Raw genomic sequence first — 26,288 nt, forward strand, 5'->3', positions numbered from 1 at the left:
ACTTGTACGCTTATCTTGCTTTTTTCTGGATCCCCGCCTACGCGGGGATGACATATAGTAGGTTTTTTGAGCCATACAACAAGGTATGTAGGCGGGAAGAACGAACAAAAAAAGCCCCCTTTTTTCACAGAGGGCTTTTTTCTTGAGGAACTTATAAACTTGCTAATCGGGAGCGATTAGAAGTTTACACGGACTTTTAGAGTACCTTGATGTGTAGTATATTTACTTGCAATCCGAGCATTGTAACCGATTCCGTACTCCATCTTAGCATCAGGTCTTATGCTTGCACTTAAACCTAAATTATAAGATGTTTTAGCGGTTCTGTCAGGCTGGCTGATACACGGAGTAACTTGTCCGTCTAATACAGACTGAGTTTTAGATAATCTACCGTTTACTTTGTGAACCACAAAAGCGTGAGCTTCCGGATATACCGCAAGATCAGTTATGTTCATAGTACCGCCAGCTACTTTAGCACCTACTATTAAATCGGTTCTATCGCTAAACTTGCTGTTAACTTGCTTGTTTGCAACTGTTGTACCGGTTTCTTTATAGTTTTCGTCAGAAGACTTTAAGTAGCTAAGTCCTGCCATTGGAGTTATTAATACACCTTGCATTGCATTGTAATCATAACCGACTGTTAAGTTACCACCGAATGTCATGTTATTGTAATTACCGGCAGCAATTTGCTTGCTCATATTACCGTTAGCATCGAAGAAGTAACGCTGACTTTTGTTCTTCACTTGGTTTAAGTTAAATATTGCACTACCTTGAGCAAAGAAGTTCTCAACAAGCTGCTGGGCACCATATAGAGAGAATGAGAAACCGTTAACGTCGGTTTTATCACCTTTCTTATAATCTTGGTGTTTTATATCAGTTTTAGTGATACCGATAGCAGCACCGATCATTAAGTTATCGTTAGCTAGCGTATCTAAACCGATTACGACACCGGTGGTTTTAGCTTTATAACCAGCTAAACTACCTTTCTTACCTTGATGTGCATCAGTATAGAAAGGTTTTGCCCATATACCGTAAGCTACATTATCAACAGCTTCATCACCTGCAGCAACCGCAGCCGGTATTGTTCCAGCTTCAGGTCCAGCCATTTCAGCAGTTTCAGGAGTACCTAAATATCTAAGAGCACCTAATCTGTTACCAAGTTGAGCTTGGATATCTTTAGCTACATCGAATTGTGCATTAGTTACAGCCGCACTTGTATCGGTAACGATAGCTCCGACAAAGTTAGCAGAATCAGCACTATTTTTAGCTAAAAGAAGATTATTATATGCTACAGTATTAGTTGCATTTACAAATGTTGTAACGTTCTGACCTACACCTGGTGCACCTCCAAACGGACTATTTGCGATATCATTAGTAACTACATTTTCTACATTGTTAGTACGTGTTATTACATAATCTTGGTTAGCAGCACGTATTAAACCGTAATTTACAAAACGATTACTTCCGGTTACAGCAAAGTTAGGACCTCCTAAAGTACCGTTAAATCTAGCACCACCTTGGATTAAAGTATAAGTTTGTGTACCACTGAAATTTGCATTGGCATTATCTTGTACTTTAATGGTTGTAGTTCCTGTGGTTGTTGCATTAACTTGAGCACCTTCCGTGATAACGATGTGACCTATATTACCGTTTGCTAATGTTAAAGTAGTTTCAATAGAAGTATTGTTTCCCCATGTTGAAGTACCACTTGCAAATGTTAAAGTATTTGTAAGAAGATCGATTGCACCGTTAATAGCAGTAGTACCGCCGCCTAAAATTACATTAGAATTTAAAATACTTAAGTCATAAGTACCAAAGTCTATGACTTGTGAATAAATATTTCCTTGTAATCCTGCACCATCATCACTACCTGTAAATCTAACAGAAGCTACAGGAGTATCTGAATCACCTATATTACCAACGCATGCATTACCTAAATAAGTTACAGTACCGTTATTAGCTTTAGTAGTAACAATCATACTTGTAGAATTAGACAATATACCATCAGCAAATCTTACATTAGCGTTACCGTTAACACTTCCAAGAGTAATTTTACCGTCAAAATCCGTTCCGGCTATACCGCCTGTAGTAACAGTTACACCGTCATTAATTGTTGCGTTAGTTGCAATAATATTACCTAAGTTGTTATAGTCTGTAGTAAACGTTACTTGCTTTAACTGTGAAGCGCCAATACCTGTGCCTAAGCCATAAACTGTACCAGGGGTATTAGGAATACCACCGCTAAGTGTGACAGTACCTTGATTATTGTTTATAGTACCGATACCTGCATATAATGTAGTAGCATTAACGATTATGCCGTTATCGCTTCCAAGACCTAGACCTACGATATTATTTTGATCACCGATTACTTGACCGTCAGCGATGACACTATCAACACCTAAAACAATCACTTTAGGAACATCAAAACCTGTAGCTGTTTCATTACCTACGGTACTTTTAATTGTTAAAGGAATTGCGTTGCCTGCATCATTGAATGGAACGCCGCTAGGTAAGAATAAAGCTGCACCTAAACTTGAATTTTCAAAAGCAATCGTATCAGTCGCAACACCATGATAATTAACTGCATTACCTATCTCATTAACCACTACGTTACCGGGACCAGAAACCGTTATGTGTTTTAAATTATTAACAGGTACAGCTTGTTTGTTTAATGTTACGGTAATAGGACCGGTGTTAACGAATTCTACTATACCAGTACCATCGGCAGATGCAACACAGTCTGCAGTATAGTTACCACCGATTTGTAAGGTAGAATTAGCTGCAATTGTAGTTTCACCGTTAAATGTTGCATTACCTAAGAACTTAACAGTAGTACCGTTATCTAATGCTACAGTATTAAACTTATTACCTTGCTGTCCACCGACTGTACCGCTTACTATATTTGTTCCACCGGCATTAAAGACGAAAGAACCTACGTTAGCATCGGTAGTAGTAATATTAGTAGCATATAAATTTACACCTTCACCAACATTTAATATAGTATCAGCATGAGCCCCTTTAGATCCAAAATTAATTTCTGCAAGTGGATTTGCAGCACTACCTAAATTTGTACCAGCTGCAAGAGTTGTATTATTATTTACAACAGGATTAAATATTATTTTACCTTGACCGGCAGCATTTGTAGTTCTTGTTATTAAATAAGTATCATGAGCGAATTGTACTGAACCGTTATTGCCAATAACTAACTCGTTAATAGCAACATTACCGCCATTTAAAGCTGTTTTACTTGAGCCAATATTAAATTGTCCAAGAGTTTTATTATTAGCTCCAATAGTACCGATTTTACCGCTAATAGTTAAAGTTTGAGCATTTGTCAGGCTATTCGCATCAACAACGCCTGTCTGATCAGTAGTTATAGCTAAATCAAAATCAACTAAAATATTATTTTGAGTGCTTGTTAATTTAAGAGTACCACCGTTAGCTTGGAAATCAATCGTTCCACCGACATTAGCACCGATAATATTTGCTCCATCAAGTGTTAATGTTTTTTTAGCATCGTTAGCTAAAGTAATGCCTCGTAACGCAGCAGCACCGCCACCGTTACCTATATCGCCGGTAATTGTAGCACTACCGTCTAAGGTAATAGCACCGGCTGCAAAAGCACCACCGACAACAGCAGTTTGGTTAACTTTACCGTTTATAACTGTGCCGTCAGCAAGTTTAAAGACAGAACCGGCATTTCCTAAACGTAACTCGGCAGTATGTGTTCCTGATAATTGGACAACTCCGACACCTAATGCTTCAATTGCTGTAATATTATTTGTCACCGCAACATTTGCATCTGCACTAGCACTTGCTAAAGTACCGTTAGCAGCAAAAGTTATCACACCTGCAGTGTTACCGGGATTGCTAGCATCACCTGTAAAATTACCGGTAAGGGTCATAGTATCAGGAACTGTAATCTGTGCTGCAAGATTACCAAAATCAGTAGTACCAAAGTTTGAGTTTTGGGTTATTGCAACTTTAGAAGCTGCTGTTTTAAAGGCAGTAGTACCGTCTGTACCAACGTCAACTATGTGTCCAAAATTTACTTGCCCGCCTGCATTAGCACTTTGTATAACCATGTCTTTAGCATAAACTTGTCCAGCGATTGTTGCTGCATTACCATTATCTACGCTAACAACAAATCCTGCAGCTCTACCTGCACCATTATTAGTACCTATTACTGCATTAGCAGGGCCTGCATTAGCTATAAGTTGACCGGCTACTGCAACAGTGTTAAATTCGATAATACCTTTTAGATTATCGCCTAAACTTCCTGTAACGTTAAAGTCGGTAGCAGCACCATTCTTACTTAATAATACTAATCTACCCGTACCTTCTGTTCCATTAAAATTAATAGTAGCACCACCTGCTTGTAAATTTAAAGCATTACCGACAGTAGCATTAGTATTGAAAATGAAACCTTGACCGTCACCGATATTAATTGCCTTAACAGTAGCAAAACTTTTATCTGAAACTTGAATAAATCCATTAGTAACATTTAATGTACCGTTAACACCATTAACTATTAAAGCATTCTGTCCAAGTGTAAGAGGAGCCTTTTGAGTTGTAGGATTTGCTAAATTAAATACTAATGTAGAAGCCGCAGCACCAAAGTCTATTGTTCCTACACCGCTAAGATCATTATTGTCAATAGCAGCACCACCATTAAATGGTGCAACAACATTTTGAGCATTGTTTGTAACAGCAGCTTGTGCATTAGTAATACCTTGACCTGTTATAGTAAGAGTTTTACCGGCATCAAGAGTAAAGTTAAAGGAGTTACCTTTATTAACAGCATTAGTGATGAACCCTAAGGTGGTATCTGCACTCACTGTCACTGCTAAATTGTTTGCAGTATCTAAAGACAAACCGTTAAAACTACCGGCTGGAGTATTGAAATTAATATCATTATTAGCATTAGCAGTAATAACTGCATTTAGAGCAACCGCAACATTTGCAGCAGCGGCAGTTTGGTCAAATCCCACACCATCAACAGTTGTCGCAACTCCGTTTGTTGTTCTATTCTGCTGTATAGCAGCACCCATAGCTGAACCTGCAAAACTGGCTACTATGGTAGCTGTAGAAGCAGTTACCAACCCTGCGGAAATTAATTTTTTTAGAAAATTTGGTTTTTGAGCCATAATTTTTGTCCTATATTTAAGTTAAAATTTAGTACCTAGTATTAAAACAAACTTATCAAACGTGAGTCAAGATATCCTACATTTGATAAGGAAATAACCTAATATTTTGTTTCAATAGTTTCTAAACTACGGACTGAGCATACTATATATTGTATATAATTACAAGCATCGCTATAGGCATCGCTATAGTTTTTTTATAAAGTTTTAATAAATGTTATATTTTTACCACATTGGCGTTATGCCTTATCAGTGTCATCCCGTGGCTTGACCGTGGGATCCACAAAAAAATAACTTAATAAGTATACATTTTTGATTTTTTTAGATGGATACCGCTACAAGCTCGCAGTATGACACCAAGAACTGGATCCTGTGGTCAAGGTCACGGGATGACATATTTTCGTCTCACGGGATGACGAACTAATTATCCCCCTACTCTTCTTGAAATATTAGCACTTCAGCAGTATTTGCCCATTTTAGTATTTTGTCGTATTTAGTATGCCAAATACGCATAATTTCTTTTTCATATTCTACAATTTGCACTTCTAATCCTTCAAATTGTTGCACCATTTGACGTGCTTTAGAAAGTATCGTGTCATTAGTAACGTCAAAAACTTTTTGCAAATGACGGTCTTGTTCTTCTTTATAATTTAAATGAGCTGCTCTACCAAGCTCGGCATCTTTATGCATATCTTCACTTCTTATCTGTATTTCAAAATTACGTTTAGAGTGTAAAAGCTGCATTATATTATGAAGAGACTGATAGCCGTTGCTTTTTGGTCTATTGATATAATCTTTGGTGTATAACCAATCTAAATGCGGAGAACTCTTAACTACGTCCAAAGCATTATAGCATAGAGCTTTAGATTTAACTATAATCCTACATGCAATTAAGTCTTTCAATGCATCAATCAGCACTTCTTTCCTTTTCATCTTTTTTAAAACAGAATACGGTTCTTTAAGACGCATATATATCTCATTTTTTATATCGGCTTTATTTAAATCTTCTTTAAGCAGATTAATAATATCACAAATCAAAGCCCCTCCTGCTACCTCAAATTCTCTATATCTCTATTCTTAGTAAATATTACCTATAGCTTTTAGAACTTAAATCCACAAGACTATTAATAACACTTATTAATAACACTATTTAAAATTTATAAAATTAATTCTTTAACTAAAAATTAAAAAACAGATTAATAGTAAAAATAAATTTTTTCAATATAATTATTTAATTAATTTTAACTTAGGTTAATTGGATAAGTTCCTTAATAGCCATTTTACGGCTAAATACCTGCCGTTGTGCAGTTCCGTTGTCATCCCGTGGCTAAATGGACCACGGGATCTTGCATCACAGACTGTGTCCTAAGATAACGCGGTCGAGCCGCGGTATGACATTAAATGAATAATAGCATTAAGCAATAAACAAGTCAGAAAATTTATCTATAGAACTTTCCGAAACACTAACTAGAACTTCAGACATTTTGTTAAATTCTCCGGTACATTCAAGCACTATATCTACACCTGCATCTAAAACTTCTTTGGTCATATCTGCCATACTACCGCTTAAAGCTTTCATATCTATTGCATCGGAAATAATAAGCCCTTTAAAGCCGATATTATTTTTAATATAGTCTATAACTTTTTTTGATAGAGTGGCAGGATTCTCAGGATCAAGAACTTTGTAAATTATATGTGCCGTCATAGCAAGTCTAATATTATCGTGCTTCACTAGCTCCTTAAATACTTTAAAGTCTGTTTTTTCTAACTCTTCTATATCAGCATCGACAATCGGTAATTTTTTATGGCTATCCACCGTCGCTCTACCATGGCCCGGAATATGTTTTATACAAGCCCCGACTTTCTCTTCTTGTAATCCGTCTATAGCAGCTAAACATAAAGGCACGACTACTTCCGGCTCCCCGCCGAAACTTCTATCGCCGACTATCTTGTCTGCTCCTTCGTGGATCAAATCCGCTACCGGTGCAAAATCTAGATTAATGCCTACTTCTCTCAGCTCTTTCGCAATATCACTATAATTTTGTTTACATGCTTGGGGATCAGTAAAAGTTTGAGCAGCCGGAGCATCATAAAAAGTTGGTGCTATAAGCCTTTTTACCCTACCGCCTTCTTGATCTATAGAGATGATAGTATTTTCCCCTAATACTTCTTTTATATCTGCAATAAGCTTAATCAGGGCTTCTTTATCCTGCGCACCGTTATCATTCTTTCTAATATTACGACGGAATAAAATTACACCTAAAGGATTATGCTCTTCAAATAATTCTCTTTCGGCATCGGTTAATTCAGGACCAGATATACCTATAATTACTGGCTTTACCATTTGTCTTATTGTCATAATATGTTCCTTTCTTTTCTTTAAAACGTGATATGACAAGTACTATACGCGAGTCATCGAGAAAGCGGCAAGAATGTTTTTTATTTGAAGAGACAAATTATGGAAGTTGGTAAGTAATATATCGATTCTAGCGGTAGAAAGAGATGTAATATCTTTATTTAAAGATTTTTGGAGTAGATCAATATCATTAGCAGTATAATATTTTCTATTATTTATTTTATAATTAGATAAATCAGGGTTTTTTGTCTCTAGATATCTTAATTGATGTAAAGCAATATTTAAATGCTTAATCACTTCACTAGCAGAATAATATTTGTTTGTTAGCTTATTGTTTGTCATATACTCCGAATACAGATTTTGTTGTATGTCTTGGAAAATGCTTTTTATGTCATTCCCGCGTAGGCAGGAGTCCCAAAAATAACCTTAATATTGATACACATTATTAACAAAATAAACCTAAAAAAACAAGTTTTTTATAGGTTTTACTAGATTCCCGCTTTCGCGGGAATGACATAAAAAGTATTTTCCGAGACATGCAACAAGCCAACAAATTATAACGAAGTTCATCGAGTAGATTCATTAATTAAAGCTTTTAATTTAGAAGAAGGGACAAAACGCAAATTCTTTTTTGATTCTATAATTACCGGTGCTTTGGTATGAAAATTTATTCCGGAACGTGGATTCTTTTGTTTAACCTCAAAGCTACCAAAATTCTTTAAAGTTAATTTTTGCTCTTTGGCTATTTCTAAAATATTAGAAAAAACCGTATGAACTATTGCCTCGCATAAATTATTTGAAAAACCCACTTTAGAGCTTAACATAGCTGCAATTTTTTCTTTGGTAATAGTCATAAATAATACCAGTTTTTAAGGGTATATTGTCCGCAGTCATTGCGAGGAGAAACTATAAGTTTCGACGAAGCAATCTCAGGAGTTTATCCTACTTTATGCGATTGCCGCGTCGATGCTAGGCATCTCTTCGCAATGACGTTAAAAAATTACGAATTTGCTTTTTCTTTATCGTTATTATATTCGTTAATATTTTTATTTAGCTCTTCTAATTTATCCACTAGGTGCTGACGTATTTTTTCTTGCTTCTTGCTGCCTGCTTTTTTATAATCTTCCATTTTTGCTTTTACAGCATCTATAGATTTTTGCAGTTCTTCACCTTTTTTATCTTTCTGATCTTTTACATTCTTTTTTATCTCTGCAACGCTTTGGGCTATCTGATCATAAGTATTGCTTAAGGTCTGATTAAATTTATCGGCTCCCGTTTGTGCTAGGTTTATTAAATTGTCTTTTAATTCCTGTAAGTTTTCGGTAATTGTTTTTGTACTGCTTGTAGCTACTTCTTCAGTTTGCACTTCATTTGCTTTTGTGTCATCCTTGGTAGGCAAATCTGCAAAAATGCTAGGTGTTAATAATAAAGTAGCGGTAGCACCTAATGTTATTAAAATTTTTTTCATTATATTCTCCAATTATTTATGTTTATTATTATATTGTTCAACTTTCTTACTTAAATCATCAAGTTTTTTCACAAGAGTTTGTCTATATTCTTCCACTTTATCATCTTTAATTTTCTGATAATCCTGTAACTCTTTCGTTAAATTTTTATATTGCTCTTTTATAGTTTCTAAAGAATGGTCTTTACTATCCTTAGCATATTCCTCTAAGTCATTAATTTTGACGGATAATTTATCCGCTACTTCATGACCTGTTTTATTAAAATCTACAGTAATAATTTTAGCAGAGTCCTTAAGATTTTGATGTAATTCTTCCAGTGCTTCACTTACAGTTCTCATAAAACCTCTTTATTGAAATAGTCAATAAAAATTAAACTTAATTATTATGTACCGGTATCATAAATAATATAATTATAAAAAGCAATTTTAAAAAGTACATATTGAATATATAGTTATTGTATCAAATAAATTTGAGGGTGTTATGACATTAGAACTAGGAAAAAAAGTTCCTGATTTATCTTTACACATAGGTAAAGATAACGTAATTAAACTATCGGATTTAAAAGGAAAATTCGTAATATTATATTTTTATCCGAAAGACGATACACCTGGATGTACTATTGAAGCACAAGATTTTAACAAGCTAAAACCGGAATTCGATAAACTTAATACGGTAATTATCGGAGTATCCAAAGATAAGCTTGACTCTCATGATAAATTTAAAGAAAAATATAATTTAGGATTTGATTTAGCCTCTGATGCAAATTCAAATTTATGCGAACAATTAGGGGTATGGATAGAAAAATCAATGTTCGGTAAAAAATATATAGGTATTGATAGAGCTACGTTTTTACTTGATAAGGAAGGCATAGTTAAGCATATTTGGCGGTCGGTAAATGCTAAAAACCACGCTCAAGAAGTACTGGAGAAATTACGGACTATGCTTTCTTAAAATGTCATACCGTGGCTCATTTTTTTGTCATTGCGAGGAAATTGCATAGCAATTGACGAAGCAATCTCAGGATATTTGACGAGATTGCCACGCAGCCTACGGCTGCTCGCAATGACGTTTCATTTCTTCCATCTATTGTGAAACCAAAACCATTGAGCAGGATTTTGCTTAACCCATTCTCCTAGCATTTGATTAATATTAAGCATAATATTATAGCAATCGGCTTTATTATCGCCGGTTTGCTCAAACTTTAATTGCGGGTGAACTATTACTTTAAAATAACTGCCTTTAGTTCTAATGATTTGGCAAGGTATAATTGGATATTTATACTGCAAAGCAATTTTAGCGATGGCGCTTGCAGTCATAGCAGGATGCCCTAAAAAAGGCACTTCAATTCCATCGTTCATTTTTTGATCAACAAGCATAACAATAGATTCACTCTCCTTGATAGCCCTGACTAAAGCTCTGCTACCTTCAGGACCTTTCGGTATAAGTCTTAATTTATCACCGGCACGACTTTCATTAACCAACTTGTTAACATATGGGTTATTTGCTTTACGATAAATTACGGCAACTTTCGGATAAAATTTATGAAGAAGCTTAAGACCAATATCCCAATTGGCAAAGTGACCGCTAAATAATAAAAAAGTTTGTCCTTCAAGTTTTTTAATATTTTCTATGCCGATTATTTCGATTCTACGCTCTAACTCGGCTTCATCCATCTTGCCAACATATGTAAATTCACCGATAAACCTACCGAAATTATCCCAAGTTTGATCTATGATTTTTTCAATATCACACATATCACCGAATACTACTTTAATATTTCGTCTAGCAATTTTATTAACAGCAAATAATATACCGACTTTTCTTGCTATAAAACTACAAATATCCGCCGCTTTATCTACACCGAATATTCCTATTACTTTCAGGAATATAACAACGATCAAATACTCAATTAAATATCTAAGCTTTTTTAAAAATTTTTTCATTTAATAAATCAGGATTGTTTATAGATAATTCTACATCTAGACAGACAATATTATTATTTAAATCATTAAACTTAACATGATCTTTTCTTGTAGTCACTAAGGTAGCGTTATGCTCTTTAGCTAATGAATATAAATTTTCTAAATCTGCTTGTAAATAATTATAATGATCAGGAAAAATTTTGTAACCGGTTATATTTAATCCGTAATTTTTTAAAGTCGTAAAGAAACGCTCAGGATTACCGATACCGCTAAAAGCAAAATAATTTTTAGTTTTATCTATATTATTTGAAGGAACTATTTGAGCATTTATTAACTTATTGACATAAGGAGTTAAAATATCCGGTATTTTATCTTGGTGGATACTGACTAAAAAAATTAAATCAGCTGCATCAAGGGCTTTATTTGGATATTGTCTTAAAGGACCGGCAGGAATTAGAAAACCGTTGCCGAAAAGCCTTTGGCTATCTACTGAGACTATAGTAAAGTCTTTATGAAAATAAGGATTTTGTAGGAAATCATCAACTATTATTATATCAGGTTTAAGCTCGTTAATTAACGGCACAATCTCTTTAATATTTTTAGTAGCAATAACTGCTCCATACTTTGCAAGTATTACCCCCTCATCTCCTGCCTCTAATGCTGTATGTCCTTCATGTATGGTAGTTGCACTTTTAAGGTTGCTACCATAAGCCTTAGTTACTATTACAAAACTTACATTTCTAGCTTTTAGTAATTTGGCTAGATACATTACTATCTGCGTCTTACCCGTACCTCCTACGCTACAATTACCGACACAAATAACTTTAGCAGGCAACATCATAATAGGACATGCTAAACTAGCTCGTAAATAGCCTAAAAATTGATATATCAAGCTTATAGGCAAAAGCAAATAAGCTATAATATTTCGCTTCTGCCAAAATTCAGGATATAAAAGTTTGATCATAGTTTAACATTTACGGTAGTGAAAAATAAAGTCAAATGGATTGATTGCTTTATTATCTAACAGAATTTCAAAATGCAAATGTTCACCCGTTGCATTACCAGTGCTTCCTTGTATACCGATAAATTGACCACGCTTAATTTTATTTCCTTCCTTGACTGACATTTCTTTTAAATGAGCATATTTCGTAACAAATTTGCGTCCATGTTTAATCTCAACAAAATTCCCGTAATCAGGTGCTCTAGCGGCTTTTATAACAATTCCGCTTGCTGCTGCATATATCGGTGCTGCTTTTTTAGCTTGTAAATCAATACCGCTATGGAAACATTTCTTTTTTCTTTTCTTTTTATGAGGACTTGTCCTAGTTCCGTAATGGCTAGTAATTTTCGGCTCATATTCCGGCATCATAAGCGGTATTGTACTAATTATTTTATCAAGCTTGGTTAATGCCAAGATATTATTCCTATGAGTTTGTTTTTTTGTAAAATAGCTAGCTTCCGGTTTAGAGAGAAACTTATATTTTGAATTTAGTTTTGTTACAACTGCCTTTATATCAGCTATTTTTATTTCGGCTGCTTTATTAAATTCTGCCGGGTTTTTATTATGGAATTTGTGTAAAAAAATCTTATTTTGTTTAGGGTTATTAATTATTAGACCTAAGTTTTTTGCATATATACATTTGCTATTTTTGTTTGTTAAATCATACTGTATTACTAAATCCGCATGGCTGATTTTATATTTTTGCTTTAATTGAGATGAAGTAGTAGAAAGTAACGTAGTATCACTAGATTCTTTAATACTGCTACAACCTTGAACAAGAAAAACTATAAACAGTAAAAAGATATATTTTTTAAAAGACATTAAAGATAAATGTATGTAAATTTCAAATTAAGAGTGCCACTTAAATATTCTGTTAATTTCTCTAATTCTCCTCTAATATTTGGAGGGTTAATTAACATTAACCCACACTTTACCATATTTTTATCACTATTTAAAAGCTCATATTCAATAATCATAGTTTCTTTAAATCCGATATTTTTGTAATTGTGGTAAAAATCACGGACTAAAGATAAATCTTTTATAGGATACCAAATTAAGACAGTATTATTAAGAACCCGTAGCTTAATTTTTTTAAGTGCTTCAAGTAATTTTTGAAACTCATTTTTTACTTCAAAAGGCGGATCAAGAAAAATTAATCCTCTATTCTCTTTAAATGGTAGCAAAACTTTGATAGCATTATAAGCATCCATATTATGCGTATCATTTGGTAATAATTTTTTTAAACTTAAATAATCGCTTGGATGAAGTTCGCAGGCAATTAAGCGATCATTTGGTCTTAATAATTGTTTAATTATAAAAGGTGAACCTGGGTAGTGACTTTTGCCTGCTATATTTATTATATTTAAAAAAGTTTGTAAGAACTGAGGAATAGGATCGGTAGCTTGCAGTAATTTATTAATTCCCGTATCGCTTTCTAGAGTTTTAGAAGCTGCCTCCGAGCTTAAAGCGTAAAGACCTAGGCCTAGCAAAAGCATCTAAAACTGCAAAAGGTTTTTCTTTTTTCTTGAGCTGTTCTAAAATACTAATTAGGACTAAATGTTTGACTATATTAGTAAAATTGCCTGCATGATAAATATGACGATAGTTTATTTTAAATTAATCATAAATTTCACTTCTATGACCAACTCGCGCGCATGGCTCTATGTTATTCCCGCGAAAGCGGGAATAACATAGAGTTTTTTATTTACTATCATTTAGTTAGCAATGCCTTGCTTTAAACATTTTTTATAAGCGTAAGCCATTCTTCTTCATCAATAATTTTAATATTAAGCTCTTTAGCTTTTTTAAGTTTACTGCCTGCATCAACGCCGGCTACAACTAAATCCGTGTTCGATGATAAGCCAGCTGCAACTTTAGCCCCAAGCTTCTCAGCTGTTGCTTTAGCTTCCGCTCTAGATATCGTCGGTAAACTACCGGTAAATACTACTATCTTGTTCGTTAAACTACTCTGTTCTCTAGTCTCTTTATAATCTTCAATATTTAATATTTCACCAAGTTTTTTGATAAGCTCAATATTTTCTTTAACATCAAAAAAATCAATAATATCTACTAAAATCTTATCACCGATTCCTTCTAAATTGTTTAGTTTTTGATAAATATCAGGCTCATTTGTTCTAAGCAATTCCATTTGAGCTATAAAATTACTATAGCTGCCAAATTCTCTAGCAAGTAATTTAGCATTTTGTTCACCGATATGCCTTATGCCTAATGCATATATAAATCTTGGCAAACTAACGTTTTTTGATTTTTCTATATTTTTAAAAAGATTTTCTACTGATTTTTTACCCCATCCATCCATATTTTCAAGTTTTGCTAAGCTAGAGTCATTTTTTTCTTTTAAAAAGAAAATATCTAAAGGATTACTAATCAATCCCTTATCTATTAAAAACTCAACTTGCTTACGCCCAAGCCCCTCAATATCCATAGCATTTTTCGATACAAAATGACGGATACGCTCATAATTCTGAGCAGGGCAGTGAAGGCCATTATCACAGCGTATAATAATATCTTCAGGCATATAATGCAACTTAGAATTGCATGACAGACAAAATAAAGGAGTATCAAACGTTGCTGCATCATTAGGACGTTTATCAAAATCAACTCCCATGATTTTAGGAATAACATCACCAGCACGTTGCAGGAATACATAATCCTTAATCCGCACATCTTTTCGTGCAATTTCTTGGAAATTATGTAATGTTGCTCTGCTAACAGTTACCCCGCCTATTTCTATGGGTTCAAGTTCGGCTACTGGCGTTAACGTACCAGTTCTACCGACCTGTACAGTAATAGAAAGTAACTTTGTTTGTCCTATTATTGCAGGAAATTTATGAGCGGTAGCAAAGCGTGGACTTCGTGCAATAAAGCCCATTCTATTTTGCAGTGCAAAATCATTTAGCTTATATACTACTCCATCAATTTCATAAGGTAAATCTTCTCTATTTGTTTTGAGATATTCGTAAAAGGCGAAAATTTCTTCTTCAGAACTCGCAAGTTTAGATATTTCATTAATGTTAAAGCCGCCTTCTTTTAATTTTGTAAGTAATTGATCTTGTGAAGAAGCAAGATTCTGTTCAGTTACCCCTCCTGAATATACAAAATATTTGAGCGGTCTTTTAGCCGTAATAGAAGCATCAAGCTGACGAAGTGATCCGGCAGCAGCATTACGAGGATTGGCAAATTTATCCTTGCCCTGCTCTTCTTGTTCTTTATTTAGATTTAAAAAATCTTGTTTTTCAATATAAATTTCCCCTCGTACTTCTAAAAACTCTGGAACATTATCTATTTTATGAGGAAAATTTTTGATTGTTTTAATATTTGCTGTTATATCTTCACCGATATATCCGTCACCTCTTGTAGCTCCCGTTGTAAGCACCCCGTTTTTATAAACAGCAGAAAAAGACAAACCGTCTATTTTAGGTTCACAAAAGATAGGAGCAAACTCATTAAGGCGTAAGAAATTTTTTATACGATATACAAAATCTCTCACATCTTGCTCATCAAAAGCATTACTGAGAGATAACATAGGCACCTGATGCGTAACTTTAGCAAATTTATTTGCTATTTTAGCCCCTACTTTTTTGCTAGGACTATTTTCTAAAATTAAATGAGGAAATTTTTGTTCTAACTTGAGATTGGTATTAAATAGCTGATCATACTCGCTATCAGAAACTAAAGGATTATCTTCTATATAATAAGCATGGTTATACGCTGCTATTTTATCAGCGAGTTCTTCTAGTAATTTTTGTGCTTTCTCTTCAGATATTAAATCAATATTTTGCATTAGTAGTTCATACTTTTATTTTAATTTAAATCCAATTCCTAAAATTTTTATTTTCTTCAAAATCGCTAATTGCTCGTTTTAGTCTTTCAGCATTTTTAGGACTTTTTAACAAGTATAGTTTCCTCCATAGCATTATGATCTTCAAGCGACATAATAACCACCGGTTTTTGTTTTTGTCTAGTTACAATCACTGAAGTGTGATCTGCATAAACTTTTTTCTAACATAACCTACTTAAGTACGTTTACATGTAACAAGGCATGTTTTATAACTAGTCACTTTAAGAATCAAAATCAAAATCTTTACCTAGTTTAATATATGCTCTAATACGGCTCATGAGATTTTGGAAATATGTTAAATTATGCCATGTCATTAGCATAGAGCCAAGTATTTCACCGATTCTAACTAAATGATGTAGATAAGCTTTATTATAGTTTCTACAAGCAGGACATAGGCAATCATGTTCTAGCGGCTTGTTATCATCGGCATATTTGCTATTGCGGATATTTACCGTACCGTATTTTGTAAAAGCCTGACCGTTGCGACCTGAGCGTGTCGGGATTACGCAGTCAAACATATCTATACCCCTGCTAACCGCACCTATAATATCAGCAGGCTTACCGACTCCCATTAAATAACGCGGCTTATTTTGCGGCAGAAAATCAGGAGTATAATTAAGTACTTTAAACATAAGCTCCTGCCCCTCACCTACTGCAAGTCCACCTATAGCATAACCCTCAAAATCAAGTTCTACTAGATCCTTAGCCGATTGCTCACGTAATTCTTCGTAAACGCTACCTTGAATAATACCGAATTGTGCATAGCCTTCCCGCTTAACAAAAGCATTACGTGATCTATTCGCCCATCTAGTCGTAAGCTGCATAGAAGTTTTAGCTTCTTCAAAGGTTGCAGGGTAAGACGTACATTCATCAAAAGCCATAGTGATTGTGCTACCGAGCAGATATTGTATTTCGGTAGAACGCTCAGGAGTTAACATATATTTATCGCCGTTAATATGAGAGCTGAAACTTACTCCCTCTTCGGTTATCTTGCGTAACTTCGATAGCGACATTACCTGAAAACCGCCAGAATCGGTTAATATCGGCTTATCCCAATTCATGAATTTATGTAAGCCACCAAGCCGTACTATACGTTCGGCAGTCGGTTGAAGCATTAAGTGGTAAGTATTGCCGAGCAATATATCCGCCCCCGTTTCTGCTACCGATTCAGGTAGCATTGCCTTAACCGTTCCTCTAGTTCCAACCGGCATAAAAGCGGGAGTACGCATCTCACCGTGTGCGGTTACGATAATACCGCTTCTAGCTTTTTTATGCTGATGATGAATATTAAAAGAAAATTTTGACACTGATAATCACTTATTTTTAAAAGCAATATCTTAGCATACTATAGTTTATCCTGGAATATAAAAATTAAGATTAAAAGCAGGCATCACCTAGAAGCAGTTGTTTTATGCTGTAATTTAGCCTTCCGATGTCATGCCCGCGTAATGATCATCTTTTCAACTCTAAATAATTATATTTATAGGTAAATTAGATTTTAATTAGTACTATCAATAATTTATAGTCATTGACTTATTTTATTTCATTCATAATATAATCTAATTTTTAAGAGTTAAAATATGGAAAATAAAGAAGAAGAAACTTTAACCTCTGAGTGACGAAGAGGAGGAAAAGCGTTTAAAAGCTCAAAATGCAAGGAAAGAGCTTAAGTTAATATTAATAACATTTGCTATTATTGTCTCACTAGTTTTTTAACTATATAGAAGAAAAAGCAGCAGAGTATAAATTACAGCAAGAACAAGAAGCAAAAATAAATAATAACACAAAATGAAGTTGTTTAAATACAATGTAACCAAAAGCTATTATTATTGTAACTTTTTTAACTTGTGCTTTAATTGTAATCAACTATTATTAATATAAATAAAATCACTTTTATGGAAGATATAAGCTCTTGGAAAGAAAAGTTTGAAATTTGTGTTTACGCTAAAAAGCTACTTGATAAACTCAAATATTTAAACACTAAAGTAAAAAAATCCTGTTGATATAGAGGAAGTTAAAAAAGGTATCTACTACGCTCGTAAATATCATGGTTCACAAATGCGTCAGTCAGGCGATCTATATTATTCGCACCCGATCGAAGTAGCGATTATGCTTGCAGAGTTTGTAGCAAACGAAGCGCCTAAGCTTTTTACTGCTAATATGATAAATGCTGCTCTACTTCACTATACTATTGAGGATACAGAACTTACTGAAAAGATGATCATCGAAATTTTTGGTAAAGAAATAGCAAAACATGTAGAAGGTTTAACTAGAATTAAACCTCACGGAAAAATCAGTGTCGAGGAAAGCTTAAACCTATTAATTAAGCAAAAAAGATATGATACTGCACTTATAAAATTATTTGATCGTGTTCATAATGTACAAACATTAGCAGCTAAATCACCTGAAAAAGCGAAGCAGATCATTGTGGAAACATTTAAGAAGTTTCTAGTTGTTGCTATACATTTAGAGTGTTATGAAATTGAAGAAAAGTTTAATGAAATTTGCTATAGGTTTTTATACAAAGATAAATTTTCTCAACAAAAACAAATATTATTATTCACTATGAATAACCTGCTTCTTTTTCCAACTTTTGAAAATGATTTAGACCAAACATACAAATTATAAGTAATGGAACCATCACAATAAACAAACCATATTGACCCAAATATTTTGTTAAATATGTAATTCCAAACGAAGTGATTATATACATTAAGGCTCTAGAAACAGCATATATCATACTACTGTAAAACGTTTAAAAACCGAAAAATGCCTAAAAAAGATTGAAACAGCAGGAACAGTATCAAATGAACATATTATCAAACCTATTTGAATTAAAAGAAGCTGGAAAGGTGTAGTTGTACTTTTTAAAAGGTATGGTGAAAATAGAATAAATATAAAGAGTAAAGCTAATTTTACTCTAAGCATTTTTAAAGGATATATTTTATAACTTAGAAAACATATTAAAGACATACTAGCTAGGTGGAACATTGAAATAATAAAATTATGATGAATAACCTGAGCTGTATCCAAATGCATTCTTTAAAACTTCACCACAAGTAATATAAGTATAGTAGAAACATATGGGCCAAGCAACAACTCATTATGAAAAAATATATAGTTGTCTTCTTATTAGGTTTTTGGTTAAAAATCTCATCGTTTTTTAATTCTTTTTTGTCGATATTTGCTTTTTCATATTTTCGTAAAAGTCTAGCACTGGCATCTACAAAATCAGGCGTTTCTCTAAGATGAGCTCTAGCGTAGCCGCTCACAACTGCAATAATTGCACCTATCCAAACGGCAAGACGCCAATTAAATCCTTGAGTAGTAACTAAAGATACTATAACTAAAGCTGCAGTTATCACAATTACTGATGCTACGGCGATAAAAGAAACTACGGGATATTGTATAGGTGGTTTTGTAATTTCAGTTAAATAAAGTTCTGCTACCACTATTTCACCTACAGAAGCCATACCTTGAATTGCACAGCAAATTGTGATTAATGCAGCAAAATAACCTACTTGTTCATAAGTAGGAGCATTTGCTATAATTATACAGGATAAAGCCATTAAGGTAGTTGTCATAATAACAGTAGATTTTCGCCCTAATTTTTATCACCTATTCGACCAAAAACATATGCTCCTAGTGGTCTAAATATAAAGGTAGAACAAAAGGTAAAGGCAGAGAGAAGAGAAGCTGCACTCGAATCATATTTAGGAAAGAACAATTCATTTAACAATACTGCTAAATGGACGTACAACATTAAATCAAAATACTCAAGAAAAGTAGCTGTAGATAAAATGCCCGTGGCTTCTTTTTGGTCGCTTGTTAAACTTTTCTGTTCTTTTTCATAGCCTAGCATAAATTCTTTGCAAAAAATTAAATTGTAAAGAAATTTATACTGCTTTATATAAAAGTCAATAGGAAATTTCGCTTTACACGATAAATAAGAAAAAGGAAGTACAACTTAATATATTTTGTGAATTGATAGAAAAAAGTTATAATATATTGCGATGTTTTTTATAGTTGTAATTATATAGATTTAACTGTATTCCTCCCCATCAAATAGTAACGTTAAAAGCAAGAAACAAACTAATAATTAGTACTTTAAAATTTACTTTATTTTATTAGCATGATAGATATGTGATAAATAAACTAATTGAAAGACAAAAATAAGTAATATACAGTAATGGTTCATTTTTAGATTGAAAAGCAAAAAATATTATACTATCATTGGTAGTTATAATTAAATATATTCAAAATATGCTTTTTCAATCACTAAATTTATACTCTATCTTAGTTGCACAGGCCTTACAGCTACTGTTATCGTGTTTATGCATCAATTATCTTATTACAAACAGCAAATTATTAATAAGGATTTAAAATAATACCTGCATATTTTGATAAAAAAATGTTATATAAAATTCTTAATAATAACTGCGATAGATATTCTGCTCTTGAAATGATTAAATCATATTTTAAGTTGAAAACCGCAAGATCGTTATCATATGAAGAACTTGAAAATGATAAACAATTAAGCGAATTATTTAGAGATTCTTTAAGCTATTTTATTGATGATTTTATATCAAAATCCGATAAATCAGTTGCAGTAAATAAAGTGTTTAGTATACAAGATGAACATAACAATACTCATAAATTATATACGTTTCTAGAGAAAAATAAAATATTGGACAAAACACATCAAATGCTTATATATGTCAAAGTGCCTTATATAATGACCAAAGACGACGAAGAAAGCTTAAACACTTTCATACACTTGGCTAAGATAATGTAGATTTCCCAAAAACAAAATCAGACACTCAAATAACAAATTTAAGAGTGAGCTTAACGAAGTCGTATAAGCGAATCTTACAACATTCGACATCAAGAGCTTAATATTGAAACTATATTTTTAAGTAAGACAGAGTTATTTAAAGCTCGTTTTAGAGTTATCTAAACCGAGAAATAAATTACTACTTACCTAAAAGTGGATATGTAACATTTTTTAAGAATTTTCTTTTAATATAAGTACATACTAAAAATGTCAGTACGGTACTTGGAACATAGCGAATTATCGTAGGTAAATATCTTATTAAGGTCTTAGTTGAGACTAAGTCAGTAAACGATGTACTGATGCTCTGCTACTAACTCTCTACTTTTTGATCTTAAACAATCTAAAGTACGATATCTATTTTTGTATTTTAAATAACATCTAACAGCTTCAATAACCATAGAAGATATAATAGAAATTATTCCGCTTTGCATAAGAAAATAAAATTCCAGACTATCCGAACAATAACAATAATTAGCAATAATTATTAAAACTAAACCTAGAATATTAAAAAAATAGACAAATGGTTTGCCATAAGATTTCTCTTCTTGCTTAATGCTACTTTTTAATAATTCATATATTAGAGATTTTAACACTGAATTACCTATTTCATAAGAATAGCGAGCAATACGCCTACACCAAAAGCGTAGGCGAGATTTCGCAAAGGGTGGTCACGTGTCGACTCACATAAATCCGCTACATTAGCTTTACCTTTATCCATTCCTTTATCTTTATAATGTTCCATAACGGATGATAAAATTACCTAACTGCTCATCTAGAATATCTCCGGATTTACCTTTTAAATTACGTAATCTTGACACTAAGCTTTCAATATCTTTTTTGATACCTTCGACATCTGCTTTAGCAGAGTTTGAATTTGATTCTTTCATAATTTACTCCTTTATTAGTTTACATTTTGTTAAGCAAATTATTTTGCCTACAAAACTATACGATACTCCTCTTATAAGAACTTTACAATAGCTTAACAATAAAAAAACCGAATCTAACTAGATTCGGCTAAATTTAATGATTTTTTATTTCGTATTACTTCTACTTACTACCGAATGAAGAAACAATTTTATTAATTAATGATTCAATATTAATTGCTGATTGAGTATATTTTATCTCTTCATTAGCCACTAAATTTTCATCGTCATTACCCGGTATAATTGAAATATATTTACCTCCAAGTAACCCGCTGGTGACTACTTGGGCTTTAGAATCTTTAGGTATTTTAACATCATCATTAATATTTAGATATACACTTGCATAAAAGCTATTTGGATCTAAAGTCATTTTCTTTACACTACCGATTTTTATACCTGAAATCATTACGTCGCTTCCGACTGCTATCCCTTCCACACTTTGGAAATGAGCAGTTACCTGATAGCCTTTTGAGCTAGTTATAGAACTACCTGTTTTGTAGGCAAAAATCAAAAATAGCAAAGCAATAATTAATACTACAAAGCCTATAATTGTTTCAATAATGTTCTGTTGCATTGTTTTTTATATTTTATTAATTAATTACGGTTGCCATCTATTATATTTAAGATTTGATGTTTTAGGCAGCTTTTTAACTATTTTATTATTCTTTTGCCATGGAAAAAACTGAATATTTTGTGGTATCTCATTTACTAAATGATGTAACCAAGCGTGCCAACTTGGCGGAATTTTTGTAGGTTCATTTATATTTTTATAAATAATAAACCTCCTTGGACGCCCTAAATAATCAATATTACGGCTTTCATAATATTGATTCAAAAACTCATCTTCTCCTACTTTTTTGTGAAAAAAAGTAATAAAAAACTTATCTATCCACGACATTTTAAAATTTCTATAGCAGTTTCTCTTCCTTGCACTGCAAGTTTATCGGCAGCAATATTACCGCTATTATTTGCATGACCTTTTACCCATTTCCAAATAATAGTATGTTTACTCAATTCTGCGTATAATTTTTGCCATAAATCGGCATTTTTAACGGGTTCATTGTTGCTTTTACACCAATTATTTTTTATCCAATTATGAATCCAAGCGGTAATTCCTTGTTTCAAATATTTACTATCGGTATAAATCTCAATATTACAAGATGTTTTTAAAATCCTCAAGGCTTCAAGTGCTGCCGTAATTTCCATACGATTATTAGTCGTATCTAACTCATACCCAAATATTTCTTTGCTAGTATCATTAAATTGAAGCAATGCTCCCCACCCTCCGGGACCTGGATTACCTGCACATGCACCATCAGTATATATCACTACTTTTGAATCCATAATATGCATTAACTAGGTTTAGAAGAATTACGAAACTTATCTAACATTATAACATTTGGACTTGAAGATGATGAAGTCTGATAACTTTTATTATTACTTATTTCCGCTTCATGTTGAGGATTTTCGTGTATATTTAACGACTGATTAAAAGTTAGACTGTAATTATTATTGGAATCAACAAAGCTAATAAGTGCATCAAAAGGTACGTAAATTACTTCTTTAACACCGTCAAAACTTACCGTTAAAGAAAAGCCCGTATCATTTACTATTAAATTTTCAAACTGATATTGCAGTACTATTGTGATCTGTTTCGGATATTCCTGTTTAACTTTTGAAGGTAAAATTACCGCAGGATTATCGGTTCTGTACGATATGTATATTAACTGATCCCAATATAAATTTTCATGCTGAATTGTTGTTAGAATTTTTTTCACAAATTCTAGCATATATTCATGCACAAATTTTTTATATTCAATATTCATACGAGAAAAATAAATAAAAATAGGTCGACGAAGTTTAATTTGAACAGTTTACGTCATTGCAAGGACAAACTGTAAGTTTTGACGAAACAATCTCAGGAGTCCTACTTATGAGATTGCCACATTCTCTACGTTCGCTCGCAATGATAAGATCAAGCGTTTTTAGGCAATGCCAATTTTTCAAATTAAACAAATATTAAGTGAGGGTTTTTCTGTTGCCCGGCACACCCTCCAGCCGCGTAGGGTTAAGCTGCTAAAGCTAAACGACCTACAGAACGATTATTATCGTTTGCGTTTCTTTGTTTTGACCCATATGGCACAAGCCATCGGCGGAATCATCCCGAGTAAAAGCAATCTTTTTATTAGGCACGTCGATCCTATTTCGCCCCCCAAAAATACTCGATGAACTTCGTATTGTCTACTCTTTAAGAGTTATTACATATTTAAACTTTTCTAAATGACGTAGCTAATAAAGAGGAATTTGAAGGCGACACGGAACGCAGAACCGCAGCGCACACGCAAGTAACGTGAGGATGCGAGTACCAGATCGACGTACAAATTACCTTTAGGAGCAAGTTATTTAGAAAGTTTTGGTGGAGGCGTCGGGTACTGCCCCCGAGTCCGCAACCTCTATTCTAAATTACGTTTATTACTATAGCTATATTAGCACCAAATATTATACCTTAATTTGATTAAAATGTAAAGGTCAAATAAGAATTCTAGATTTATATTAAAAATGGACTTATAATGAATGTTTAGAATTCTAAATTAAAAACTTAATTATGCTACCAAATCTTGGAATTATCGCCGGCAGAGGTTCATTACCTTACTTAATAGCAGGTAATTATACAAAGCAAGGCGGTAATTGCTATATAGCAGCAATTAAAGACGAAGCTGATATAGATCAAATTAAAGATTTTGAATATAAGATTTTCAAAATCGGTATGGTCGGGGAAGCTATAAAATATTTTAAGGAGCATGAGGTAAAAAATATTATTTTTATCGGTGGAGTTAATAGACCGAATTTTAAAAATTTAGCCGTAGATAAAATAGGCGGTTTATTGCTTTTCAAAATAGTTGGGCAAAGAATGCGAGGAGATGATAGTTTGCTAAAAACAGTAGCGGATTTTTTTGAAAGTTACGGTTTCAAGGTAATTTCAAGTAATGAAATATATAAAAATCAACAAGGTAACTCCAATATTATAACCGATACTAACCCTATAAGTTCAGATAAAAATGATATTGAGCTTGGAATAAAATTATTGAATCATCTAAGTTCATTCGACATCGCACAATCGGTTATAGTTGAAAGTGGCTACATACTTGGTATAGAAGCTGCAGAAGGAACGGATAATTTAATAACGAGATGTGCAGATTTACGTAAAAATCCTCATGGAGGAGTATTAGTAAAAATAGCGAAATTAGGTCAAGATAATAGACTAGATATGCCGACGATCGGTCCTAATACTATAAAGAATCTTGCTAAATATAATTACAAAGGGGTAGCGATTCAAAAAAATAACGTCATTATAGTCGAAGAAGAATTAACTATAAAACGCGCTAATGAACATAAAATTTTTATAACAAAATGTTAGCAATAGGTATTACCGGTAGCTATGCATCGGGCAAAACTTTTATGTTGGATTATTTAGCAGAAAAAGGATCTAAAACTTTTTGTGCCGATAGATGCATAAAAGAATTATATCAAGATGTAGTTTTGCAAACGCAGATTTTAAAATTACTACCTGAACTTGAGTCTTTCAATATTAGAAAAATCAGTAATTTAATTTACAATAACGACCTAGCTAGAGAAAAACTACAAAATTTTATTTACCCCTTACTAATAGATAAACTCATTTTATTTAAAAAAGAAAATGCTAATGCCAAATTTGGCTTTGCCGAAATACCGCTGCTTTATGAAGCTAAATTTGATAAATATTTTGATTTTGTCGTAACAATATACTGCTCTGAAGAAATAAGAATGCAAAGAGCAATAACGAGATCTTCGTTTGATATAGAAATTTATAATAAAATCAAAGAAATTCAACTATCACAAGAGAGCAAAATAGCAAAAGCAGATTTTGCTATAAATAGCGGCGTTGATATGTTAGACTTGGAAAAACAAATAGCGAAGCTAATAAAGGATTTGGAATGTCGAGTTTAAGAGAAATAATTTTAGATACCGAAACTACGGGACTTGACCCACGACAAGGTCATCGAATCGTTGAGATCGGTGCTATTGAGATGGTAAATAAGGTATTAACAGGCAGGAATTTTCATTTTTATATTAATCCTGAGCGAGATATGCCGTTTGAGGCTTATAGAATTCATGGCATATCCGGCGAATTTTTAAAAGACAAGCCTCTATTTCATACAATAGCCGATGATTTTTTAGAGTTTATTTCAGATAGCAAGCTGATTATTCATAATGCTCCTTTCGATATTAAATTTCTAAATCACGAATTATCATTATTAAAAAGAACCGACATTAAACTCTTGGCACTAGCAAATACTATTGATACTTTAGTAATGGCTAGAAGCATGTTTCCAGGCTCAAAATATAATCTTGATGCATTATGTAAAAGATTTAAAGTTGATAATTCAGGTAGGCAGCTTCACGGAGCTTTGAAAGATGCAGCATTACTTGCAGAAGTATATGTAGAGCTAATGGGTGGTAGACAATCCGCTTTTAAAATGGTTGATAAATCTGCCGAAATAAATAATTTAGCAACTAATCAAGTAAATAACAAAACAGAGCAAGCTACTATTGTGATTAAACCTACAAAAGAAGAGCTGCAAAAACATAAAGAATTTCTCAGTAGGATTTTAAAAACTGCTTAGTAAAACGTCATTGCGAGGAAAGGCAAAGCCTCGACTTGGCAATCTCAGGTATTTTATATTATTTTCATGAGATTGCCACGCTCCTTTTAGTCGCTCGCAATGACGATTATCAACAATCCC

General features: G+C 33.0%; 21 protein-coding genes, 1 other RNA gene and 6 pseudogenes. 6 read left to right on the forward strand and 22 right to left on the reverse strand.

Annotated elements, in window-relative coordinates:
* Positions 1-176: 176 nt before the first annotated feature.
* The 7 genes from ompB to A3305_RS01355 form a co-directional block, all read right to left on the reverse strand.
* On the reverse strand, positions 177-5,144 hold the full coding sequence (ompB, locus tag A3305_RS01325; RefSeq protein WP_014392694.1) for an outer membrane protein OmpB: 4,968 nt from the start codon (positions 5,142-5,144) through the stop codon (positions 177-179).
* 429 nt (positions 5,145-5,573) lie between these two features.
* The gene (locus A3305_RS01330; protein WP_014392695.1) at positions 5,574-6,179 is read right to left on the reverse strand and encodes a guanosine polyphosphate pyrophosphohydrolase; all 606 of its coding nucleotides are present in this window, start codon (positions 6,177-6,179) and stop codon (positions 5,574-5,576) included.
* Between the two features lie 376 nt (positions 6,180-6,555).
* Complete coding sequence (gene nagZ / locus A3305_RS01335) at positions 6,556-7,500, reverse strand: beta-N-acetylhexosaminidase (protein ID WP_014392696.1); 945 nt, start codon at positions 7,498-7,500, stop codon at positions 6,556-6,558.
* Between the two features lie 42 nt (positions 7,501-7,542).
* Positions 7,543-7,839 (reverse strand): MerR family transcriptional regulator, encoded by a 297-nt coding sequence (locus A3305_RS01340; protein WP_014392697.1) that lies wholly within the window; start codon positions 7,837-7,839, stop codon positions 7,543-7,545.
* 224 nt (positions 7,840-8,063) lie between these two features.
* Positions 8,064-8,351: an HU family DNA-binding protein gene (locus tag A3305_RS01345; RefSeq protein ID WP_014392698.1), complete on the reverse strand. Its 288-nt coding sequence runs from the start codon at positions 8,349-8,351 to the stop codon at positions 8,064-8,066.
* Between the two features lie 146 nt (positions 8,352-8,497).
* Positions 8,498-8,965 carry a hypothetical protein gene (locus A3305_RS01350; RefSeq protein WP_014392699.1) on the reverse strand — a complete coding sequence of 156 codons (468 nt, stop codon included), beginning with the start codon at positions 8,963-8,965 and terminating at the stop codon, positions 8,498-8,500.
* 12 nt (positions 8,966-8,977) lie between these two features.
* Positions 8,978-9,301 (reverse strand): hypothetical protein, encoded by a 324-nt coding sequence (locus A3305_RS01355; RefSeq protein WP_014392700.1) that lies wholly within the window; start codon positions 9,299-9,301, stop codon positions 8,978-8,980.
* Positions 9,302-9,443: 142 nt separating this feature from the next.
* On the opposite strand from A3305_RS01355, the gene bcp reads away from it, so the two are divergent.
* Positions 9,444-9,914, forward strand: a complete 471-nt coding sequence (gene bcp / locus A3305_RS01360; protein WP_014392701.1) for a thioredoxin-dependent thiol peroxidase — start codon at positions 9,444-9,446, stop codon at positions 9,912-9,914.
* A gap of 119 nt (positions 9,915-10,033) precedes the next feature.
* On the opposite strand, the gene A3305_RS01365 is transcribed toward bcp, so the two are convergent.
* The 7 genes and pseudogenes from A3305_RS01365 to tgt all read right to left on the reverse strand — a co-directional run bounded on the left by A3305_RS01365 (position 10,034) and on the right by tgt (position 17,054).
* Positions 10,034-10,906 (reverse strand): lipid A biosynthesis lauroyl acyltransferase, encoded by an 873-nt coding sequence (locus A3305_RS01365; protein ID WP_014392702.1) that lies wholly within the window; start codon positions 10,904-10,906, stop codon positions 10,034-10,036.
* The gene (gene lpxK / locus A3305_RS01370; protein WP_014392703.1) at positions 10,881-11,849 is read right to left on the reverse strand and encodes a tetraacyldisaccharide 4'-kinase; all 969 of its coding nucleotides are present in this window, start codon (positions 11,847-11,849) and stop codon (positions 10,881-10,883) included. Before lpxK ends, A3305_RS01365 begins: the two co-directional genes overlap by 26 nt.
* Before the next feature lie 3 nt (positions 11,850-11,852).
* A complete protein-coding gene (locus A3305_RS01375; RefSeq protein ID WP_014392704.1) occupies positions 11,853-12,707 on the reverse strand; it encodes a M23 family metallopeptidase in 855 nt (284 codons plus the stop codon).
* A pseudogene (gene rlmJ / locus A3305_RS01380) lies at positions 12,707-13,496 on the reverse strand (23S rRNA (adenine(2030)-N(6))-methyltransferase RlmJ). Before rlmJ ends, A3305_RS01375 begins: the two are co-directional and overlap by 1 nt.
* 124 nt (positions 13,497-13,620) lie before the next feature.
* Positions 13,621-15,690 (reverse strand): NAD-dependent DNA ligase LigA, encoded by a 2,070-nt coding sequence (gene ligA, locus A3305_RS01385; RefSeq protein WP_014392706.1) that lies wholly within the window; start codon positions 15,688-15,690, stop codon positions 13,621-13,623.
* A gap of 95 nt (positions 15,691-15,785) precedes the next feature.
* Positions 15,786-15,881 (reverse strand): hypothetical protein, encoded by a 96-nt coding sequence (locus A3305_RS11760; RefSeq protein ID WP_017442569.1) that lies wholly within the window; start codon positions 15,879-15,881, stop codon positions 15,786-15,788.
* A gap of 87 nt (positions 15,882-15,968) precedes the next feature.
* Entirely contained in the window at positions 15,969-17,054 is a 1,086-nt protein-coding gene (tgt, locus tag A3305_RS01395; RefSeq protein ID WP_014392707.1) for a tRNA guanosine(34) transglycosylase Tgt, read from the reverse strand.
* A gap of 588 nt (positions 17,055-17,642) precedes the next feature.
* On the opposite strand from tgt, the pseudogene A3305_RS01405 reads away from it, so the two are divergent.
* Positions 17,643-18,375, forward strand: a pseudogene (locus A3305_RS01405) (HD domain-containing protein).
* Here the strand turns inward: A3305_RS01405 and A3305_RS01410 are convergent.
* Positions 18,311-19,609 (reverse strand): annotated as a pseudogene (locus A3305_RS01410) (MFS transporter). The pseudogenes A3305_RS01405 and A3305_RS01410 overlap by 65 nt on opposite strands.
* A 371-nt stretch (positions 19,610-19,980) precedes the next feature.
* On the opposite strand from A3305_RS01410, the pseudogene A3305_RS01415 reads away from it, so the two are divergent.
* A pseudogene (locus A3305_RS01415) lies at positions 19,981-20,542 on the forward strand (hypothetical protein).
* A gap of 178 nt (positions 20,543-20,720) precedes the next feature.
* Here A3305_RS01415 and A3305_RS01420 read toward each other — a convergent pair.
* The 7 genes and pseudogenes from A3305_RS01420 to ssrA all read right to left on the reverse strand — a co-directional run bounded on the left by A3305_RS01420 (position 20,721) and on the right by ssrA (position 24,035).
* Positions 20,721-21,174 (reverse strand): annotated as a pseudogene (locus tag A3305_RS01420) (hypothetical protein).
* Between the two features lie 8 nt (positions 21,175-21,182).
* Positions 21,183-21,468, reverse strand: a pseudogene (locus A3305_RS11420) (hypothetical protein).
* A 160-nt stretch (positions 21,469-21,628) separates the two neighbouring features.
* A complete protein-coding gene (gene mlaD / locus A3305_RS01430; protein WP_014392711.1) occupies positions 21,629-22,078 on the reverse strand; it encodes an outer membrane lipid asymmetry maintenance protein MlaD in 450 nt (149 codons plus the stop codon).
* A gap of 24 nt (positions 22,079-22,102) precedes the next feature.
* Positions 22,103-22,402, reverse strand: a complete 300-nt coding sequence (locus A3305_RS01435) for an NADH-ubiquinone oxidoreductase subunit NDUFA12 family protein (protein ID WP_014392712.1) — start codon at positions 22,400-22,402, stop codon at positions 22,103-22,105.
* The gene (gene rnhA / locus A3305_RS01440; RefSeq protein WP_014392713.1) at positions 22,390-22,857 is read right to left on the reverse strand and encodes a ribonuclease HI; all 468 of its coding nucleotides are present in this window, start codon (positions 22,855-22,857) and stop codon (positions 22,390-22,392) included. The genes A3305_RS01435 and rnhA overlap by 13 nt, the downstream gene beginning before the upstream one ends.
* Positions 22,857-23,330, reverse strand: a complete 474-nt coding sequence (locus A3305_RS01445) for an SspB family protein (RefSeq protein WP_014392714.1) — start codon at positions 23,328-23,330, stop codon at positions 22,857-22,859. Before A3305_RS01445 ends, rnhA begins: the two co-directional genes overlap by 1 nt.
* Before the next feature lie 196 nt (positions 23,331-23,526).
* Positions 23,527-24,035, reverse strand: a transfer-messenger RNA (tmRNA) gene (gene ssrA, locus A3305_RS01450).
* Positions 24,036-24,109: 74 nt separating this feature from the next.
* On the opposite strand from ssrA, the gene A3305_RS01455 reads away from it, so the two are divergent.
* From A3305_RS01455 to dnaQ, 3 genes are read left to right on the forward strand one after another with little or no spacing between them, the layout of a single operon-like run.
* Positions 24,110-24,922 (forward strand): LpxI family protein, encoded by an 813-nt coding sequence (locus A3305_RS01455; protein WP_014392715.1) that lies wholly within the window; start codon positions 24,110-24,112, stop codon positions 24,920-24,922.
* A complete protein-coding gene (gene coaE / locus A3305_RS01460) occupies positions 24,916-25,491 on the forward strand; it encodes a dephospho-CoA kinase (protein ID WP_014392716.1) in 576 nt (191 codons plus the stop codon). Before A3305_RS01455 ends, coaE begins: the two co-directional genes overlap by 7 nt.
* Positions 25,479-26,168 (forward strand): DNA polymerase III subunit epsilon, encoded by a 690-nt coding sequence (gene dnaQ / locus A3305_RS01465; protein WP_014392717.1) that lies wholly within the window; start codon positions 25,479-25,481, stop codon positions 26,166-26,168. The genes coaE and dnaQ overlap by 13 nt, the downstream gene beginning before the upstream one ends.
* The last annotated feature ends 120 nt before the right edge of the window (positions 26,169-26,288 follow it).

Source organism: Rickettsia amblyommatis (genome assembly GCF_002078335.1).
Lineage (GTDB): Bacteria > Pseudomonadota > Alphaproteobacteria > Rickettsiales > Rickettsiaceae > Rickettsia > Rickettsia rickettsii.

What these genes read in the sequence shown, in the direction of transcription:
- ligA (WP_014392706.1), bottom strand. Translation starts at nt 15,690, where the DNA reads ATGCAAAATATTGATTTAATATCTGAAGAGAAAGCACAAAAATTACTA.
- rnhA (WP_014392713.1), bottom strand. Translation starts at nt 22,857, where the DNA reads ATGCATATTATGGATTCAAAAGTAGTGATATATACTGATGGTGCATGT.
- A3305_RS01445 (WP_014392714.1), bottom strand. Translation starts at nt 23,330, where the DNA reads ATGAATATTGAATATAAAAAATTTGTGCATGAATATATGCTAGAATTT.
- mlaD (WP_014392711.1), bottom strand. Translation starts at nt 22,078, where the DNA reads ATGCAACAGAACATTATTGAAACAATTATAGGCTTTGTAGTATTAATT.
- A3305_RS01355 (WP_014392700.1), bottom strand. Translation starts at nt 9,301, where the DNA reads ATGAGAACTGTAAGTGAAGCACTGGAAGAATTACATCAAAATCTTAAG.
- A3305_RS01345 (WP_014392698.1), bottom strand. Translation starts at nt 8,351, where the DNA reads ATGACTATTACCAAAGAAAAAATTGCAGCTATGTTAAGCTCTAAAGTG.
- A3305_RS01375 (WP_014392704.1), bottom strand. Translation starts at nt 12,707, where the DNA reads ATGTCTTTTAAAAAATATATCTTTTTACTGTTTATAGTTTTTCTTGTT.
- lpxK (WP_014392703.1), bottom strand. Translation starts at nt 11,849, where the DNA reads ATGATCAAACTTTTATATCCTGAATTTTGGCAGAAGCGAAATATTATA.
- ompB (WP_014392694.1), bottom strand. Translation starts at nt 5,144, where the DNA reads ATGGCTCAAAAACCAAATTTTCTAAAAAAATTAATTTCCGCAGGGTTG.
- nagZ (WP_014392696.1), bottom strand. Translation starts at nt 7,500, where the DNA reads ATGACAATAAGACAAATGGTAAAGCCAGTAATTATAGGTATATCTGGT.
- bcp (WP_014392701.1), top strand. Translation starts at nt 9,444, where the DNA reads ATGACATTAGAACTAGGAAAAAAAGTTCCTGATTTATCTTTACACATA.
- A3305_RS01340 (WP_014392697.1), bottom strand. Translation starts at nt 7,839, where the DNA reads ATGACAAACAATAAGCTAACAAACAAATATTATTCTGCTAGTGAAGTG.
- A3305_RS01455 (WP_014392715.1), top strand. Translation starts at nt 24,110, where the DNA reads ATGCTACCAAATCTTGGAATTATCGCCGGCAGAGGTTCATTACCTTAC.
- coaE (WP_014392716.1), top strand. Translation starts at nt 24,916, where the DNA reads ATGTTAGCAATAGGTATTACCGGTAGCTATGCATCGGGCAAAACTTTT.
- A3305_RS01350 (WP_014392699.1), bottom strand. Translation starts at nt 8,965, where the DNA reads ATGAAAAAAATTTTAATAACATTAGGTGCTACCGCTACTTTATTATTA.
- A3305_RS01435 (WP_014392712.1), bottom strand. Translation starts at nt 22,402, where the DNA reads ATGTCGTGGATAGATAAGTTTTTTATTACTTTTTTTCACAAAAAAGTA.
- dnaQ (WP_014392717.1), top strand. Translation starts at nt 25,479, where the DNA reads ATGTCGAGTTTAAGAGAAATAATTTTAGATACCGAAACTACGGGACTT.
- A3305_RS01365 (WP_014392702.1), bottom strand. Translation starts at nt 10,906, where the DNA reads ATGAAAAAATTTTTAAAAAAGCTTAGATATTTAATTGAGTATTTGATC.